Below are 14,383 nucleotides of genomic sequence, written 5' to 3'. Positions count from 1 at the left end.
GTAACGTGACGGGCATGAGTATCGGAACCGGAGTAGTGCTGTTCGTCATCGGCGCCATCCTCGCGTTCGGCCTGGAGCTCGACATCCCGGCCGTCAACGACGACTTCATCGGCTACCTGCTGATGGGGGCAGGGGTGGTCGTCTTCATCGTCGGCATCGTGCTGCTGACCCGCCGCCGCTCCGCCGTGGAGCGCACCCGCACCGTGGGTGACGCAGGGACCTCGCAGCAGGTGACCGAGCGACGCACCGACGTCGACCCGCTGTGATCCGTTCGCGCCCGGCCGCGCGCCGGGCGCCCAGAGACACGAGAAGGGGATGCCTCCGTAGCGGGAGGCATCCCCTTCTCGATGCGGCTGCTTACTTGCCGGCGGCCTTCAGCTTCGAACCGGCGGTCACCTTGACGCGCTTGCCGGCCGGGATCTTGATCTCCTCGCCGGTCTGCGGGTTGCGGCCCGTGCGCGCGGCGGTCTCGACCTGCTCGAAGGCGATCCAGCCGGGGATCGAGACCTTCGCGCCCTTGGCGACGGCCTCGGAAACCGTGGTGAACAGGGCGTCGAGAACGCCCGAGACGGCGGCCTGGCTCTGACCGGTGGCGCTGGCGATGCTCGCGACGAGCTCGGTCTTGGTGATGGACTTGTCGGCCATGTCATCCTCCAGCGGCGCCACCAGGACGCCGCATTGTGATCAATGGACCGGCGACGGATGCCGCCGGGCGGTCGTTCGACCGCGGCTCGACAGTACCAACGCGGCCCGGAATTCCGCGGATTCCCGCGGTTCTTCGGGCGATTCGGACGGCGTGTCGCCCCCGAATGTGACGGATGTGACAGAAGTGAACGATCTCGGCCGCGATCCGCGTGATTCCGCGGCTCGCGGCCGGTCGCAGCCGCGAGACCTCACATCCGCGTCGAGACCGGCGTCGCCGACGGCGGTCTCGACGGCGATCTGCGGTGTCGGCGGCGATCTGCGGTCTCGCCACCGCGCTCAGGCGCGCGGCACCGCCAGCTCGCCCGTCAGGTACTGCGCGCGGCCGAAGCCGAAGCTCCAATCCTGCGGGCCGTTCTCGACGTAGCCGATGAAGACATCCTGCGATTCCACGCCGACACCGCCCAGAGACTCGGCGATCGCCGCGTACAGCTTCTGCTTCTGCTCGTCGCTGCGACCCCGCTGCGTGAAGATCTGGATGACCACCGGGTCCGTGCGCTCGAAGCCGAGTCCCGCGTCCTCGGCCACGATGGTCGCGGCCGGGCGGGCGGTGATCACCTGGAAGCGGTCCCGCTCGGGGATGCCGTAGACCGACACGATGGCGTCGTACACGGCCGCGGCGATCTCGGTCGAGTTTGCGCGGGAGTCACTGTGGTCGATGCGGACGAGGGGCATGGGCGGGCTCCAATGTCGGAATGTACTTTGTCCGGACATTCTGTCATATGGATGCATCGACCACAACGCGCCGGCCGGACGCCGCTCACACCCGCGCGAAGTGCAGCAGGACCGCCTGCTCGGGGCGCAGCACCGGCATCGGCAGACCGACCTCCGCGAGGAAGCGTCCCGTCGAGGTCAGGCCCTCGTCGAACCACCGCGGACCGGCGATCTGCACGAACGGGCTGATCGCATCGCCCTCGGTCGTCCGCGGGAAGTCCGCGACCGTGGGCATCAGCGGCGCGACGCGGTAGGTGCGATCCGCGTTGAGCCCGGGCACGCGAAGCCGCCCGGTCACCTCGGCGACCGGGGTCGCCTGCATCACGACGGCGAACAGCGCCTCATCCGCACCGACGACTCCGTGCACGCTCAGGGCCGGCTCCACGACGTCCGCGTTCACGCGGCGCCCGCTGTGGATCAGACCGCGGAATCTTTTGTACGTCTCGATGCCGCGCCGCAGCACGTCCCGCTCTCGCTCAGATGCCTGCCGGATGTCCCACTCGATGCCGAAGTGACCGAACAGGGCGGTCACGACGCGGAACATGATGTCGTGCACGCGCCCGGTGGTGTGCGAGTGCGTGGGCCCCACGTGCGCTCCGACTAGCTCGGGGGGCAGCACGGCCTGTGTCCACCGCTGGATCGTCTGCCGCTCGAGCGCGTCGTTGCAGTCCGACGCCCACACCCGATCGGTGTGCTCCAGGATGCCGAGGTCGACCCGCGCCCCGCCCGACGAGCACGACTCGATCTCGACGCCCGGGTGTGCCTGCTTCAGCGCCGCGAACAGACGGTAGGCCGCCAGCGTCTGGGCATGGACGGAGGGCCGGCCATCGCGCCCATGCTCGGGCAGGTCGCGGTTCTGGTCCCACTTCAGGTAGGAGATGTCGTTCTCGCGCAGCAGGTGATCGAGGCGCTCGAACACGTACTGCCAGGCCTCGGGGTTCACGAGGTCGATCACGTGCTGGTGCCGCCACTCGAGCGGCAGACGGCCACCCTCGGCGAGCGACCGGGCATCCGGACCCACGATCCACTCCGGATGGCTGCGCACGACGTCCGAGTCCAGGTTCACCATCTCGGGCTCCACCCAGAGCCCGAACTCCATGCCGCGCGAGGTCACGGCCTCGATGAGCGGCGTGAGACCCTCGGGCCAGAGCGCCTCGTCGACGTACCAGTCGCCGAGACCGGCCGTGTCGTCGCGGCGCCCGCGGAACCAGCCGTCGTCGAGCACGAAGCGCTCCACCCCGATCGCCGCGGCCGCGTCGGCCAGCTCGATGAGCGGCTCGATGCGGTGGTCGAAGTAGACCGCCTCCCAGGTGTTGAGGACGACCGGCCGCGGGCGCACGCCATCCACGTCCACGTGCTGGGGGCGCGCGCGGAACCAGTCGTGGAAGCGCGCACTCACGCCGTCGATCCCTTCGGCTGAGAACGACGCGTACAGCGCCGGAGTGGCGTACTCCTCCCCCGGCGCCAGCACGACCTCTCCGGATCCGAGCAGCTCGGCCGCTCCGATCGTGTGGCGGCCGTCGGCGAGCGCGTCGAAGAACAGCTCATGGTCGCCCGACCACGCGAGGTGGGTGCCCCACACGCTGCCGTGGCGGTTGCCGAAGCCGCGGGAGCCGGCGGCGAACAGCAGCGACGAGTCGTGCCCGGTGCGGCCGTGCCGCCCGGTGCGCACCCATGTGCCGCGCCGGATGTCCTGGCGCTGCGGGTGGTTCTCGCGGCACCAGCGGCCCGTGAGGTCGAGGAGTTCGGCGGCGTGCGCGGGGACGGGCAGGACGACCGCGAGCTGGTCGAGCTGGTAATCGCCCCGGCCGGTGTTGCGCAGCGTGTTGCGCGCCTCGAGCAGCCCGGACGGATGCAGCACCAGCCGCGACGTCACCTGGAGTCCGGCATCCGCGTCCTGCTGCACGATCTCGGCCAGGCCGTCCGCGGCGGTCGCCGAGACCACGCGCATCGCGGGCGAGAAGTCCCGCCCGGGGCCGTCGATCACGCGGCTGCCGCGCAGACCGGGGCGACCGAGCCAGCCGGACGACGCCTGCGGCAGCAGGCCGGCGACCACCGGGACGTCGAACGCGGAGTGCGGGATCGGATCGGTGAGCAGCTCCAGGTCCGGCACGTCGGCGCCGAGGTCGGCGCCCCAGTGGACGATCGCCGCCTCCCCCGATCGGAAGGCGATGAGCACGCTCACGCCGGCGGCGCGGAGGTGAAGGGGTGACATGGACGTTCGCTTTCGTCTCTGGGGGGCGGATGTCGCAGCGCGGGGCCCGGCACAGGCCGGGCCCCGCGGGGGTGCCCGCGACTACTGGAACAGCGCGTTGACCTGCTCGTTCGCCTGATCGAAGGAGCTCACGGGCGCGGTGCCGGCCAGCACCGCGTCGGACGCGGGCTTCATGATGCCGACGACCTTCGCGGCGTTCTCGGCGATCGGGAACAGAAACGTGGTGCCCTCCTCGACGTGGACCGTGAAGGCGGAGACGTCGACGCCCTTGGCTGCGAAGGCCTCCGCGGCACGCTCGCTCGACGAGGTGATCGCGGGGAACACCACGGCGTGGTCGGCGACGACGTCCTGGCAGTCGGTCGACGCGAGGTACTCGACCCAGGCGAGCGAGCCCTCCGGGTTGTCTGTGCCGGCCCAGATGGAGTCGGCGAGGCCGTTGAACATCGAGGCCCGCTCACCCGACGGGCCGACCGGCGTCGGCGCGATGCCCACCTCGATGCCGTCGTAGCCGGTGTACTGCCCGATCATCCAGGAGCCGTGCACATTGATCGCGGCCTTGCCGGCGCCGAAGTTGTCGGAGACGGATGCGCCCACGGTCGTCTCGAGCGGCGGGACGTAGCCCTTCTCGATGAGCGACGCCCACCACGCCATGGTGTCCTGGAACTCGGGCTGGTCGTAGTTGTAGTGCGTGCCCCATGGGTTCTTATCCGTGTGCGTCCATCCGAGTGTCGCGGTCAGGAACGACCACTCCGTCTGCCCCATGCCCTCGCCGGAGCCGTTCAGGCCGAGGCCGTAGACCGCCACGTTGTCCTTGTCGAACCCGGGCTCGTCGCCGCGCACGCCGTTCTCGTCGACCGTGAGGTGCGCGATGACGTCCTCGTAGGTGCCGCCATCCTCGGGGTTCCACTCGAGCGACGCCATCTGCTCCGCCGTGATGCCCGCTTCGTCGGTCATCGCCGTGTTGTAGAACAGCGCGACCGTGTCCCAGTCCTTCGGCAGGCCGTAGCGCTTGCCGTCCTGGCCGACCCACAGGTCCGCGAGGCCCTCGTTGTAGATGGAGGTGTCGGCGTCGAGATCGTCGAGCGAGAGCAGCTGGTCCGTCTTGACGAAGTCCGGGTACTTGCTCAGGTGGTCCGTGAAGACATCCGGGGCGGTGCCGGACGCCATCCCGTTCGTGAGCTTGCTCCAGTAGTCGTCCCAGCCCGTCTGGGTCACCTTGACCTGGACGTCGTCCTGCGACGCGTTGAAGTCCTCCGCGCACTGCTGGTACGCGGGAAGCTGGTTGGCGTCCCACAGCCAGTAGTCGATGGTGCCGCTGCCGCCGCCGGAGCCGGCCGCGCCGCTGCAGGCCGTGAGCGCGAGAGCGGATGCGCCGAGGAGCGCCGTCGCTCCGAGTGCCTTCTTCTTCATGGGTTGTTCTCCTTCCGAGAGATCACTTGGTGCCGGTGAAGCCGATGGAATTCACGATCCGCTTGCCGAAGATCGCGAACAGGATGAGGACGGGCAGGGCGGACACGAGCGTGGCGGCCATGAGTCCCGACCAGTCGGGTGCGCCCTGCGGCGCCTGCGATTTGAAGACGCCGAGCCCGACCGTCAGCACGCGCGTGCTGTCGTCCGACGCGACCAGCAGCGGCCAGAAGTACTCGTTCCACTGCGTCATGAAGGTGAGCAGGGCCAGCGTCGCCAGCGGGGCGGCCGCGTTGGGGAGCACGACCTGGAAGAAGATGCGCCAGTGCTTCGCGCCGTCGAGCATCGCCGCCTCCTCGACCTCGCGCGACATGTTCAGGAAGAACTGCCGCATGAAGAAGATCGCGAACGGCGTCATGAAGAGGTAAGGCAGCACCATGCCGAGCATCGTGTTGAGCAGGCCGAGATTGCGCACGAGCAGGAAGTTCGGCAGCGCCGTGAAGATCGGAGGGATGAGGACGGTGGCCAGGAACAGGCCGAACACCTTGTCGCGCCCCTTCCAACGCAGCCGCGCGAATGCGTAGGCCGCCATCGAGCTGAAGAACACCGCGCACACGGTGGTGGCCGTCGCGAACACGGCCGAGTTGAGCAGGTAGGTCCAGAAGCTGATCGAGGCACCCGAGCCGCCCTGGGCGATGGCCTCGGCGGGCGACTGCAGGCCGAACACCCGGGCGAACGCCCCGAGGTTGAAGCCGGCGGGCAGCAGGCTCCCCGAGTGGGACGCGAGCATGCTGTTGGTGGACAGCGCGGTGCGCAGCACCCAGTAGAACGGCAGGACGCTCACGGCGACGGCGAGCGTCACCAGGATCCACGGGAACACGAGGCGCCACTGGAACCGGCGGGGCCGGCGGCGGGCGGCGGTGAGGAGGGCTCGGGTCTCGGACATCTCGGGCTCCTTACGCCAGATCCGACTCGTTGCCGCGCAGCACCCTCATCTGGATGAAGGCGACGATCGCGAGGATGAGGAACAGCACGACGGCGATCGCGGAGCCGTAGCCGAACTCCTGCTCGGCGAACGCCTTCTGCCAGATGTAGAACTGCAGCACCCGGCTGGCGTTCACGGGCCCGCCCTGCGTGGTCACCGCGACCGTGTCGAAGACCTGGAACGACCCCGTCACGGTGAGGATCAGCACGAGCGCGAGCACGGGGCGCAGCAGCGGCAGGGTGATGCGGGTGAACTGCTGGAACGGGTTCGCGCCATCGAGGTTCGCGGCCTCGTACACGGTCTCGGGGATCGCCTGGAGGCCCGCGAAGATCAGCAGAGCGACGTAGCCCATGTGCCGCCAGGTGTTGATGAGCGCCTGGGTCGGGATGGCCCACTCCTGCGAGCCGAAGAACGCGACCCGCGGGAGCCCGAGGCCGTCGATCAGCTGGTTGACGACCCCGATGTTGTAGTCGAGCATCCAGAACCACAGCAGCGCCGCGATGACGTTCGCCATGAGGTAGGGCATCAGCAGCATTCCGCGGATGACCGTGGAGTGCGCCACCCGGTGCATCAGGAGGGCGAGTCCGAGCGCGACCGCCGTCTGCAGCACGATGTTGATGAGCACGTACTGGATCGTCACCACGAGGGCGTTCCAGAAGAGGGGGTCCGCGAGCAGTCGCTGGTAGTTGTCCGCCCCGACCCACTCGGGGCTGCCGAGGATGCTGTACTCGGTGAAGCTCAGGTACAGACCGCGCACGGTCGGCACGATGTAGAACGCGATGAGGCCGAGCAGCGCGGGCGCCACGAACAGCAGCGCGATCCGCAAGTCGCTGCGCCCGGTGCGCAGTCGCGCGCCACCGTCGCGCAGCGCGCCTCTGCGGCCGAGGACGATCGTCGTCGTTGCCATCTTCCTACTCCGTCGTGGTGGGATGGGCCGGGTTTCGGATGAAGTTACACGAGTTACCAGATCCCGGCAAGAGTCGATTCAGATGGATTATTTCGCCAGAGATTGGCACCTCACGGTTCGTTGACTCGAGTAACCAAAACTGGGACACTGCCCGCATGACCTCTCAGACCTTCACCCTCGGCATCGTCGGCGCGGGACAGTTCTCCGGGCAGTTCGCGAAGCTCTTCCGCGCCCATCCGCTCGTCTCGGAGGTGTGGGTGACCGATGTCCTGCCCGAGCGCGCGGCTGCGCTCGCAGAGCGCGAGCGCCTCACCGGGACCATGCCCGACTTCGCGGCGATGCTCGCGTCACCGCTCGATGCGATCGCGATCTTCACCCAGCGCTGGACCCACGGGCCGCTCGTGGTGCAGGCGCTGCGCGCCGGCAAGCACGTCTACTCGGCCGTGCCCATGGCGGTCAGCGAGGAGGAGATCGCCGCGATCATCCAGGCGGTCTCGGAGACGGGGCTGACCTACATGATGGGCGAGACGAGCTACTACAACCCCGCGACCGTCTACGCGCGCGGGCGTCGCGCCGAAGGCGCGTTCGGGCGGATCTTCTACGCCGAGGGCGACTACGTGCACGACATGGACCTCGGCTTCTACGCCGCGTATCAGTTCAGCGGCGGCACCGAGTGGAAGCGCACCGCGAGCTACCCGCCCATGCTCTACCCGACCCACTCAGTCGGCGGCGTGCTGGGCGCCATCGGCGGCCACGCGGTGAGCGTGAGCTGTATCGGCGTGCGCGACGACCGCCGCGACGGGGTGTTCGACCGCGAGGTCAGCATGTTCGACAACGACTTCTCGAACGCCAGCGCCCTGTTCGAGCTCGCGGGCGGCGGCAGCATGCGGATCAACGAGTTCCGCCGCGTCGGCTATCCGTCTCACCTGCGCGAGTCGCGCTTCCGCTACTTCGGCACCGAGGCGAGCTTCGAGCAGCTGGTGCGGACCGCGGTGTGGCAGGACAAGCAGGGCTTCACCGATGTCACGGCGCTTCTCGAGACCCGGCCCAGCATGTCGCCCGACGACCCCTCGCTCGCCGGCGTGGATCCCGCGCTGCGCGACGCATTCATCTCGGGACTCGCCCCGGTGCACGACGCCTCGCGGCTGCCAGAGGCGCTGCGTCGCCTGCCGAGCGGGCACGAGGGAAGCCACCACTACCTGGTCGACGACTTCGCGGTCGCGGTCTCGACGCGCTCCCTGCCGCCGGTGAACGCGTGGGAGGCCGCGCGCTACACGCTGCCCGGGATCGTCGCCCACCGCTCCGCCCTCCGCGGGGGAGAACGCCTGACGATCCCCGATTTCGGGGACGCCCCGGCCGCGCCCGGCGGCGGCCTCGCGCCGGACGCCCGCGGCTAGGATGTTCGCCGTGCCCCGTTCCTCGTCGCCCGCCCCATCGAGCCGGGCGACGAGGAACGACGTCGCACGGCTCGCCGGCGTGAGCCCCGCGGTCGTCAGCTACGTGGTCAACGGCACCAAGAAGGTGGGGCCCGACACCGAAGAGCGGGTCCGCGCGGCGGTCGCCAAGCTCGGGTACCGCCCGAACCCCTCGGCCCGCGCCCTGCGGCTCGGCTCGACCGAGATGCTCGGGATGGTCATGCCCAGCGTCATCAATCCGTACTTCGCCCAGCTCGCGCACGAGGTCGAGCTCGCCGCCTCGAAGCGCGGCTACACGCTCATCACCGCGAACTCGGACTCGTCGATCGCGACCGAGCGGACCCAGCTGGAGCACCTGGCGGCGCGACTCGTCGACGGCATCTTCCTGTGCAGCAACGTCTTCGAGCCGGATCTGCGCGACCTGGAGCTCGCCAGCATCCCGGTCGTGCTGCTGAACCACAGCGCCGAGACCCCGGCCCGGGACTCCGTCGGCGTGGACCTGCTGCACGGCGCCGACCTCGCGGTCGAGCACCTCGCGTCGCATGGCTACGACGAGGTCGGCATCGTCATCGGGCGCACTTCGGGCGACGAGGAGGACGGGCGCGAGATCGGCTGGCGCGAGAGCGTGGACCGACTGGGGCTCACGCCCGGACCGGTCGCCCGCGGGCCGTTCAGCCCCGACGGCGGCTACGACGCGATGCGGCGACTGCTGCGCGCGGGCACGGTTCCGCGCGCGCTGTTCGTCAGCTCGGATCAGATGGGCCGGGGCGTGCTCAAGGCCGCACACGAGGCCGGATTGCGCGTGCCCGAGGACCTGGCGATCGTCTCGTTCGACGGCTCGGTCGACGCCGCCTACAGCTGGCCGACGCTCACCAGCGTGGCCCAGCCGCTGAGCGAGATGGCGGAGGCGGCCGTCGAGGCCCTGCTCGGGCCGCCCCACGAACCTCGTCATCTGGTGATGGACACGCGTCTGGTGATCGGCGCTTCCTGCGGATGCGGGACTTTGACAGGACATTCTGCCAATCGCTAGCGTCGTCGTGCGCGCACCCGCGCGGCAAGGCCATCGCGCGCGCGGCGCGCACAACGAAGGAGTCGGGCGATGAAGCTGGGCGTCTACAACGCGATCCTCCACGACCGGACGCTCCCCGAGGCGATCGAGGTCGTGGCCGGCCTCGGCCTCACGGGGATCGAGATCAACACCGGCGGGTTCCTGCCCGCCGCGCATGTCCCCGCGTTCGACGACATCCTGGCCGGCGATGCCGCGCGCGACGACTTCCTCGGCGTCTTCGAGGGCACGGGCGTCGAGATCGCGGGGCTGAACTGCAACGGCAACCCGCTGCACCCCACCGCGGCCATCGGAGACAGGCATGCTGAGGACGTGCGTCGCGCCATCCGTCTGGCCGCGCGACTCGGCCAGACGCGCGTCGTCACGATGTCGGGCCTCCCCGGAGGCGAGCCCGGCGCGACCCGCGTGAACTGGGTGGTCAACGCATGGAATTCCGCGGCGCTCGACGTGCTCGACTACCAGTGGGACATCGCGGCCCGCTTCTGGCGCGAGATGGACCGCTTCGCCGCCGACCACGGCGTCAAGGTCGCGCTGGAGCTGCACCCGCAGAACCTCGTGTTCAACTCGGCGGACGTGCACAAGCTGATCGAGCTGACCGGGGCGACCCATCTCGGCGTCGAGATGGACGCCTCGCACCTCTTCTGGCAGCAGATGGACCCCGTCGCCGTCACCCGGCACCTCGGCGAGCTGATCTTCCACGCGGCCGCGAAGGACGTGCGGATCAACCGCGAGCACGCCGAGCTCTACGGCGTGCTCGACAACCGATTCCGCCGCCTCTCCCCCGACGAGAAGCGCACCAACCTCGGCGGCGACGAGTGGGCCAACGAGTGGCCGAAGGACTCCGCGTGGGACTTCGTCGCGCTCGGCCGCGGACACGACGTCGCCTACTGGACCGAGTTCCTGCGAGCGCTGCACGAGGTCGACCCCGGCATGCTCGTCAACATCGAGCACGAGGACGTGTCGCTCGGCCCGGTCGAGGGGCTCGCGGAGGCCGCCGCGGTGCTGCGCCAGGCAGACGCCGCGCTCGAGGCGTCACTCGCCGCGAACGGCTGACGCAGATGCGCATCGGCCTCGTCGGCTTCGGATTCGGCGGGCAGAAGTTCCACCTGCCCTACATCCAGGCGGCCCGGGAGTGGGAGCTCGCGGGCGTCGTCACCCGCTCGCCCGCACGCCGTGCGGAGCTCGCCGCTCAGGCGCCCGGGGTGCCCGCATTCGACGACCTCGACGCGCTGATCGACGCCGGCGTCGACGCGGTCGTGCTCACGACGCCTCCCGAGACCCGGCGCGCGCTCGTGCTGCGGGCGCTGGAGCGTGGCGTGCACGCGGTGGCCGACAAGCCGTTCGCGCCGACCGCGGATGTCGCCCGGGAACTGGCCGACGCGGCTCGCGACGCCGGGCGCATCCTGACCGTGTTCCACAATCGGCGCTGGGACACCGACATCCGCACGCTCGAGACCGTGCTGGCGGGCGGCGAGCTGGGAGCCGTGTGGCGGGTCGTGAGCCGCTTCGACCTCGACGACCCCGGCACCCTCGAGGTGGGCGCCGCGCACGGGCTGCTGCGCGATCTCGGCTCGCACCTCGTCGACCAGATGACGCACCTGTTCGGTCCGGTGGACCGGGTGAGCGCCCACCTCGACTGGATCGGCGAGGGTGACGCGCGCGTCGACGCGGGCTTCGCCGTGTCCCTCACGCACCGCGGCGGCGTGCACAGCACCATCTCGTCGAGCAAGCTGACCCGGCTCGCGGAGCGCGAGCTCATCGTCTACGGCGAGCGCGGCTCCTATGTCTCGCGCATGTCGGATGTGCAGACCGCGGCCGTGCTGCGCGGCGAGCGCCCAGCCGAGGCACGCGCATGGGGCGTCGAGGCCGAGGAGCGCTGGGGCGTGCTCCGCACGGCAGACGGCGAGCGCACCGTCCCGAGCGCGGCGGGCGACTACGGCGACTACTACCGCGCCCTCCACGCCGCGATCGCCGGCGACGCCGAGCTCGCCGTCACGCTCGAGCAGGCCGTGCACACGGTCGAGGTGCTCGACGCCGCACGCGAGAGCGCGCTCGAGGGTCGCACGATCGAGCTCTGAACCCGCGGCACACGAGGACGCCCCCGGCCATGCGGCCGGGGGCGTCCTCGTGTGCCGGGATCAGCGTGTGCCGGGATCAGCGGCGGGCGAGGCTCGCCTGGCGCTTCGTGACCGTGTAGATCGCTCCGGTCGAGACGGCCTCCTCGAGCGCCTCGAGGGTGCGGCCGCGCGTCTCGGGCACCTGCGTCGCGACGAAGAGCAGGGCGAGCGCGCCGACGGCGGCGAACAGGAAGAATGTACCCGTGATGCCCATGCCCGCGACCAGCGACGGGAAGTAGAGCGAGAGGAAGCCGTTCGTCACCCACAGCATCAGCACCGAGATGCCCATGCCGAGACCGCGCATGTGCAGCGGGAACACCTCGGACAGGTACACCCACACCGCGATGTTGAGGAACGTCTGCATCGAACCGACGAACAGCACCACGAGCGCCAGGATGACGAACGGTCGCGCGGGGTTGCCGACCTCGAGCGTCATCGACGCGAATCCGATCAGCAGGTGCGAGATCGTCGTCAGGCTGAGACCGATGATGAACGTCTTACGACGGTCGAGGCGATCCATCAGCATCAGGGCGATGACCCCGCCGATCACGGCGATGACTCCCGGAGCGATGTTGGCGATCAGCGCGGCGCTCTCGTCGAAGCCGGACTCCACGAGCACCGTCTGGCCGTAGTACATGATCGAGTTGATGCCGGTGAGCTGCTGGGCGATGCCGAGGCCGATGCCCACGAGCAGGATGCGCAGCGTCCACTTGTCGGTGAGGATGCCGCGCAGATCCGTGCGCTGCTCCTCGCGCTCCTCCTGCGCGATGTGCTCGACCTCGCCGAGCTCCGCGACCGCGCGGTCGTCCGAGCGCACGGTCTTGAGCACCGCGAGGGCCTCCTCGTGGCGGCCCTTCTCGACCAGCCAGCGCGGCGACTCGGGCATCCGGAGCATGCCGACGAACAGCGCGACGGCCGGAAGCGCGCAGACCGCGAACATCACGCGCCACACCCCGGTGAAGTCGCTGAACGCGTTGCCGATGATCGCGTTGATCACAAACGCCGCCAGCTGACCGATCACGATCGCCAGCTCGTTGCGACCCGCGATCGAGCCGCGGATCTCGTACGGCGCGAGCTCGGCGAGGAACACCGGCACGACCGTGGAGGCGCCGCCGACGGCAAGGCCGAGCAGCACGCGTCCGATGACGAGGACCTCGAAGCCGGGCGTGAAGACGACCACCAGCGCGCCCGCGAAGAACAGGATCGCCAGCAGCAGGATGGTCTTGCGCCGGCCCCACGCGTCGGAGAGCCGGCCGCAGACCAGCGCGCCGACCGCGGCGGCGAAGACGAGCGAGCTCGTCACGATCCCTTCGGTGAACGGGGTGAGGCCGAGTTCCTCCGTCATGGGGCGCAGCGCGCCGTTGATCACACCGGTGTCGTAGCCGAACAGCAGTCCGCCGAACGTCGCGACGAGCGCGACGAGACCGAGGCGCTTGCGGTGCGGCCCGGCGGTGAGCGGCGGGAGGGTGGTACTCGAGCCCTCCGTAGTCGTATGGGACATCCGTGACTCCTTCGTCCGTGGCGCCCGTGGCGCCGTCTCCTGCAGCCAGTCTGACAGCGTGACTTTGTCCTGTCAAATGAACAAAGCCGGGGCGGTCGACCCGATAACGAAAATGACACAATGTCTAGACAATAGGTTGACAGGGTCACGGTGAGGCTGGATCCTGTCCCCGGAACCTCGACGATGCGGTTCCCGTCCCCGGCGAGCAGTGCAGCCCCGGGACACGCATCGTCGGCCTCCGTTCGCGTCCCTCGCGAACTCCGCACGCCCCCAGGCCGAGCACAGCGCCCGGCCCACCCGAAAGGACCACCGATGACGCTGATCACACCGCGGAAGCTGCTGGGCGCCGGCGCCCTCCTCACCGCTCTGGCCGCCCTGACCGCATGCAGCGGCGGCGGCGCGCAGCCGGCCGACACGGCCGACTCCTCCGGCGGAGGCGGCGGTGACTCGGGCTACACCATCGCGATGGTGACCCATGAGACCCCGGGCGACACCTTCTGGGACAAGATCCGCGCGGGCGCGGAGCAGGCCGCGAAGGACGTCGGCGCGACGCTGCAGTACTCGAACGACCCCGCCGCGGAGAAGCAGGCGCAGCTCATCCAGACCGCGATCGACTCGGACGTGGACGGCATCGCGACCACGCTGGCCACCCCGGATGCGCTCGCGGAGTCGGTGCAGGCCGCGGGCGCGGCCGGCATCCCGATCGTGGGCTTCAACTCCGGCATCGATCAGTACAAGGACGTGGGCGCGCTGATGTACTTCGGCTCGGACGAGAACCTGGCCGGCGCGACGGCCGGCGAGCGCATCGCGGAGGCCGGCGGCAAGCACCCGCTCTGCGTGATCCAGGCCGCCGGATCGGTCGCGCTCGAGGCCCGTTGCGCCGGCGTGAAGAGCGCGGTGCCCGGCACCGAGAACATCCAGGTGAACGGCGCCGACGACTCGGCTGTGGTCGCGAGCCTGCAGGCCAAGCTGCAGCAGGACCCGTCGATCGACTACATCGTGACCCTCGGCGCACCGATCGCGATGGACGCGCTCGACGCCATGGAGCAGTCGGGCAGCGAGGCCAAGCTGATCACGTTCGACCTCAACGCCGATGCGGCGCAGGCGATCAAGGACGGCCGGATCGAGTTCTCGATCGACCAGCAGCCGTATGTGCAGGGCTACCTCGCGGTGACCTCGCTGTACCTCAAGGTCAAGAACGGCAACGACATGGGCGGCGGTCTGCCCGTCCTGACCGGTCCGTCGTTCGTCGACGCGTCGAACATCGACACCATCCTCCCGTTCGCCGAGAACAACACGCGCTGATCCCCACGGAGTGCGGGGCCGGGCAACCGGCCCCGCACTCCCCGATCCC

13 protein-coding genes are annotated in these 14,383 nt (G+C 69.8%); 6 read left to right on the top strand and 7 right to left on the bottom strand.

Annotation, left to right across the window (positions count from 1 at the left end; genetic code table 11):
* The first annotated feature begins 14 nt into the window (after window positions 1-14).
* Window positions 15-266 (top strand): DUF6458 family protein, encoded by a 252-nt coding sequence (locus tag ASD19_RS01240; RefSeq protein ID WP_055988226.1) that lies wholly within the window; start codon window positions 15-17, stop codon window positions 264-266.
* Between the two features lie 91 nt (window positions 267-357).
* Here the strand turns inward: ASD19_RS01240 and ASD19_RS01235 are convergent, their stop codons facing one another.
* From ASD19_RS01235 to ASD19_RS01210, 6 genes are all read right to left on the bottom strand, one after another.
* Complete coding sequence (locus ASD19_RS01235) at window positions 358-645, bottom strand: HU family DNA-binding protein (protein WP_055987964.1); 288 nt, start codon at window positions 643-645, stop codon at window positions 358-360.
* Between the two features lie 336 nt (window positions 646-981).
* Window positions 982-1,377 (bottom strand): tautomerase family protein, encoded by a 396-nt coding sequence (locus ASD19_RS01230; protein ID WP_055987962.1) that lies wholly within the window; start codon window positions 1,375-1,377, stop codon window positions 982-984.
* 85 nt (window positions 1,378-1,462) lie between these two features.
* Window positions 1,463-3,631, bottom strand: a complete 2,169-nt coding sequence (locus ASD19_RS01225) for an alpha-galactosidase (protein WP_055987960.1) — start codon at window positions 3,629-3,631, stop codon at window positions 1,463-1,465.
* An 81-nt stretch (window positions 3,632-3,712) separates the two neighbouring features.
* Window positions 3,713-5,041 (bottom strand): ABC transporter substrate-binding protein, encoded by a 1,329-nt coding sequence (locus ASD19_RS01220; RefSeq protein WP_055987958.1) that lies wholly within the window; start codon window positions 5,039-5,041, stop codon window positions 3,713-3,715.
* Between the two features lie 22 nt (window positions 5,042-5,063).
* A complete protein-coding gene (locus ASD19_RS01215; protein ID WP_055987955.1) occupies window positions 5,064-5,984 on the bottom strand; it encodes a carbohydrate ABC transporter permease in 921 nt (306 codons plus the stop codon).
* A 10-nt stretch (window positions 5,985-5,994) separates the two neighbouring features.
* Window positions 5,995-6,930 carry a carbohydrate ABC transporter permease gene (locus tag ASD19_RS01210; RefSeq protein ID WP_082542890.1) on the bottom strand — a complete coding sequence of 312 codons (936 nt, stop codon included), beginning with the start codon at window positions 6,928-6,930 and terminating at the stop codon, window positions 5,995-5,997.
* A 155-nt stretch (window positions 6,931-7,085) separates the two neighbouring features.
* Here ASD19_RS01210 and ASD19_RS01205 point away from each other — a divergent pair, with 155 nt between their 5' ends.
* The 4 genes from ASD19_RS01205 (at window position 7,086) to ASD19_RS01190 (ending at window position 11,489) form a co-directional block, all read left to right on the top strand.
* On the top strand, window positions 7,086-8,327 hold the full coding sequence (locus ASD19_RS01205; RefSeq protein WP_055987954.1) for a Gfo/Idh/MocA family protein: 1,242 nt from the start codon (window positions 7,086-7,088) through the stop codon (window positions 8,325-8,327).
* A gap of 1 nt (window position 8,328) precedes the next feature.
* Complete coding sequence (locus ASD19_RS01200; RefSeq protein ID WP_055987952.1) at window positions 8,329-9,375, top strand: LacI family DNA-binding transcriptional regulator; 1,047 nt, start codon at window positions 8,329-8,331, stop codon at window positions 9,373-9,375.
* A gap of 69 nt (window positions 9,376-9,444) precedes the next feature.
* A complete protein-coding gene (locus tag ASD19_RS01195) occupies window positions 9,445-10,464 on the top strand; it encodes a sugar phosphate isomerase/epimerase family protein (protein WP_055987949.1) in 1,020 nt (339 codons plus the stop codon).
* Window positions 10,465-10,469: 5 nt separating this feature from the next.
* Window positions 10,470-11,489 (top strand): Gfo/Idh/MocA family oxidoreductase, encoded by a 1,020-nt coding sequence (locus ASD19_RS01190; protein ID WP_055987947.1) that lies wholly within the window; start codon window positions 10,470-10,472, stop codon window positions 11,487-11,489.
* 76 nt (window positions 11,490-11,565) lie between these two features.
* Here ASD19_RS01190 and ASD19_RS01185 read toward each other — a convergent pair whose 3' ends face one another.
* Window positions 11,566-13,029: a sugar porter family MFS transporter gene (locus tag ASD19_RS01185; protein WP_055987945.1), complete on the bottom strand. Its 1,464-nt coding sequence runs from the start codon at window positions 13,027-13,029 to the stop codon at window positions 11,566-11,568.
* A gap of 312 nt (window positions 13,030-13,341) precedes the next feature.
* On the opposite strand from ASD19_RS01185, the gene ASD19_RS01180 reads away from it, so the two are divergent.
* Window positions 13,342-14,334, top strand: a complete 993-nt coding sequence (locus ASD19_RS01180) for a substrate-binding domain-containing protein (protein WP_055987943.1) — start codon at window positions 13,342-13,344, stop codon at window positions 14,332-14,334.
* Window positions 14,335-14,383: the final 49 nt, after the last annotated feature.

It is taken from the genome of Microbacterium sp. Root53 (assembly GCF_001426925.1).
GTDB lineage: Bacteria > Actinomycetota > Actinomycetes > Actinomycetales > Microbacteriaceae > Microbacterium.
Note: the sequence above shows the minus strand (reverse complement) of the source record. Positions and strands in the feature narration are given on the sequence as shown.

Excerpts from the sequence above, each read along its gene's own strand:
- ASD19_RS01240 (WP_055988226.1), top strand. The coding sequence starts at position 15 with ATGAGTATCGGAACCGGAGTAGTGCTGTTCGTCATCGGCGCCATCCTC.
- ASD19_RS01235 (WP_055987964.1), bottom strand. The coding sequence starts at position 645 with ATGGCCGACAAGTCCATCACCAAGACCGAGCTCGTCGCGAGCATCGCC.
- ASD19_RS01230 (WP_055987962.1), bottom strand. The coding sequence starts at position 1,377 with ATGCCCCTCGTCCGCATCGACCACAGTGACTCCCGCGCAAACTCGACC.
- ASD19_RS01225 (WP_055987960.1), bottom strand. The coding sequence starts at position 3,631 with ATGTCACCCCTTCACCTCCGCGCCGCCGGCGTGAGCGTGCTCATCGCC.
- ASD19_RS01220 (WP_055987958.1), bottom strand. The coding sequence starts at position 5,041 with ATGAAGAAGAAGGCACTCGGAGCGACGGCGCTCCTCGGCGCATCCGCT.
- ASD19_RS01215 (WP_055987955.1), bottom strand. The coding sequence starts at position 5,984 with ATGTCCGAGACCCGAGCCCTCCTCACCGCCGCCCGCCGCCGGCCCCGC.
- ASD19_RS01210 (WP_082542890.1), bottom strand. The coding sequence starts at position 6,930 with ATGGCAACGACGACGATCGTCCTCGGCCGCAGAGGCGCGCTGCGCGAC.
- ASD19_RS01205 (WP_055987954.1), top strand. The coding sequence starts at position 7,086 with ATGACCTCTCAGACCTTCACCCTCGGCATCGTCGGCGCGGGACAGTTC.
- ASD19_RS01200 (WP_055987952.1), top strand. The coding sequence starts at position 8,329 with ATGTTCGCCGTGCCCCGTTCCTCGTCGCCCGCCCCATCGAGCCGGGCG.
- ASD19_RS01195 (WP_055987949.1), top strand. The coding sequence starts at position 9,445 with ATGAAGCTGGGCGTCTACAACGCGATCCTCCACGACCGGACGCTCCCC.
- ASD19_RS01190 (WP_055987947.1), top strand. The coding sequence starts at position 10,470 with ATGCGCATCGGCCTCGTCGGCTTCGGATTCGGCGGGCAGAAGTTCCAC.
- ASD19_RS01185 (WP_055987945.1), bottom strand. The coding sequence starts at position 13,029 with ATGTCCCATACGACTACGGAGGGCTCGAGTACCACCCTCCCGCCGCTC.
- ASD19_RS01180 (WP_055987943.1), top strand. The coding sequence starts at position 13,342 with ATGACGCTGATCACACCGCGGAAGCTGCTGGGCGCCGGCGCCCTCCTC.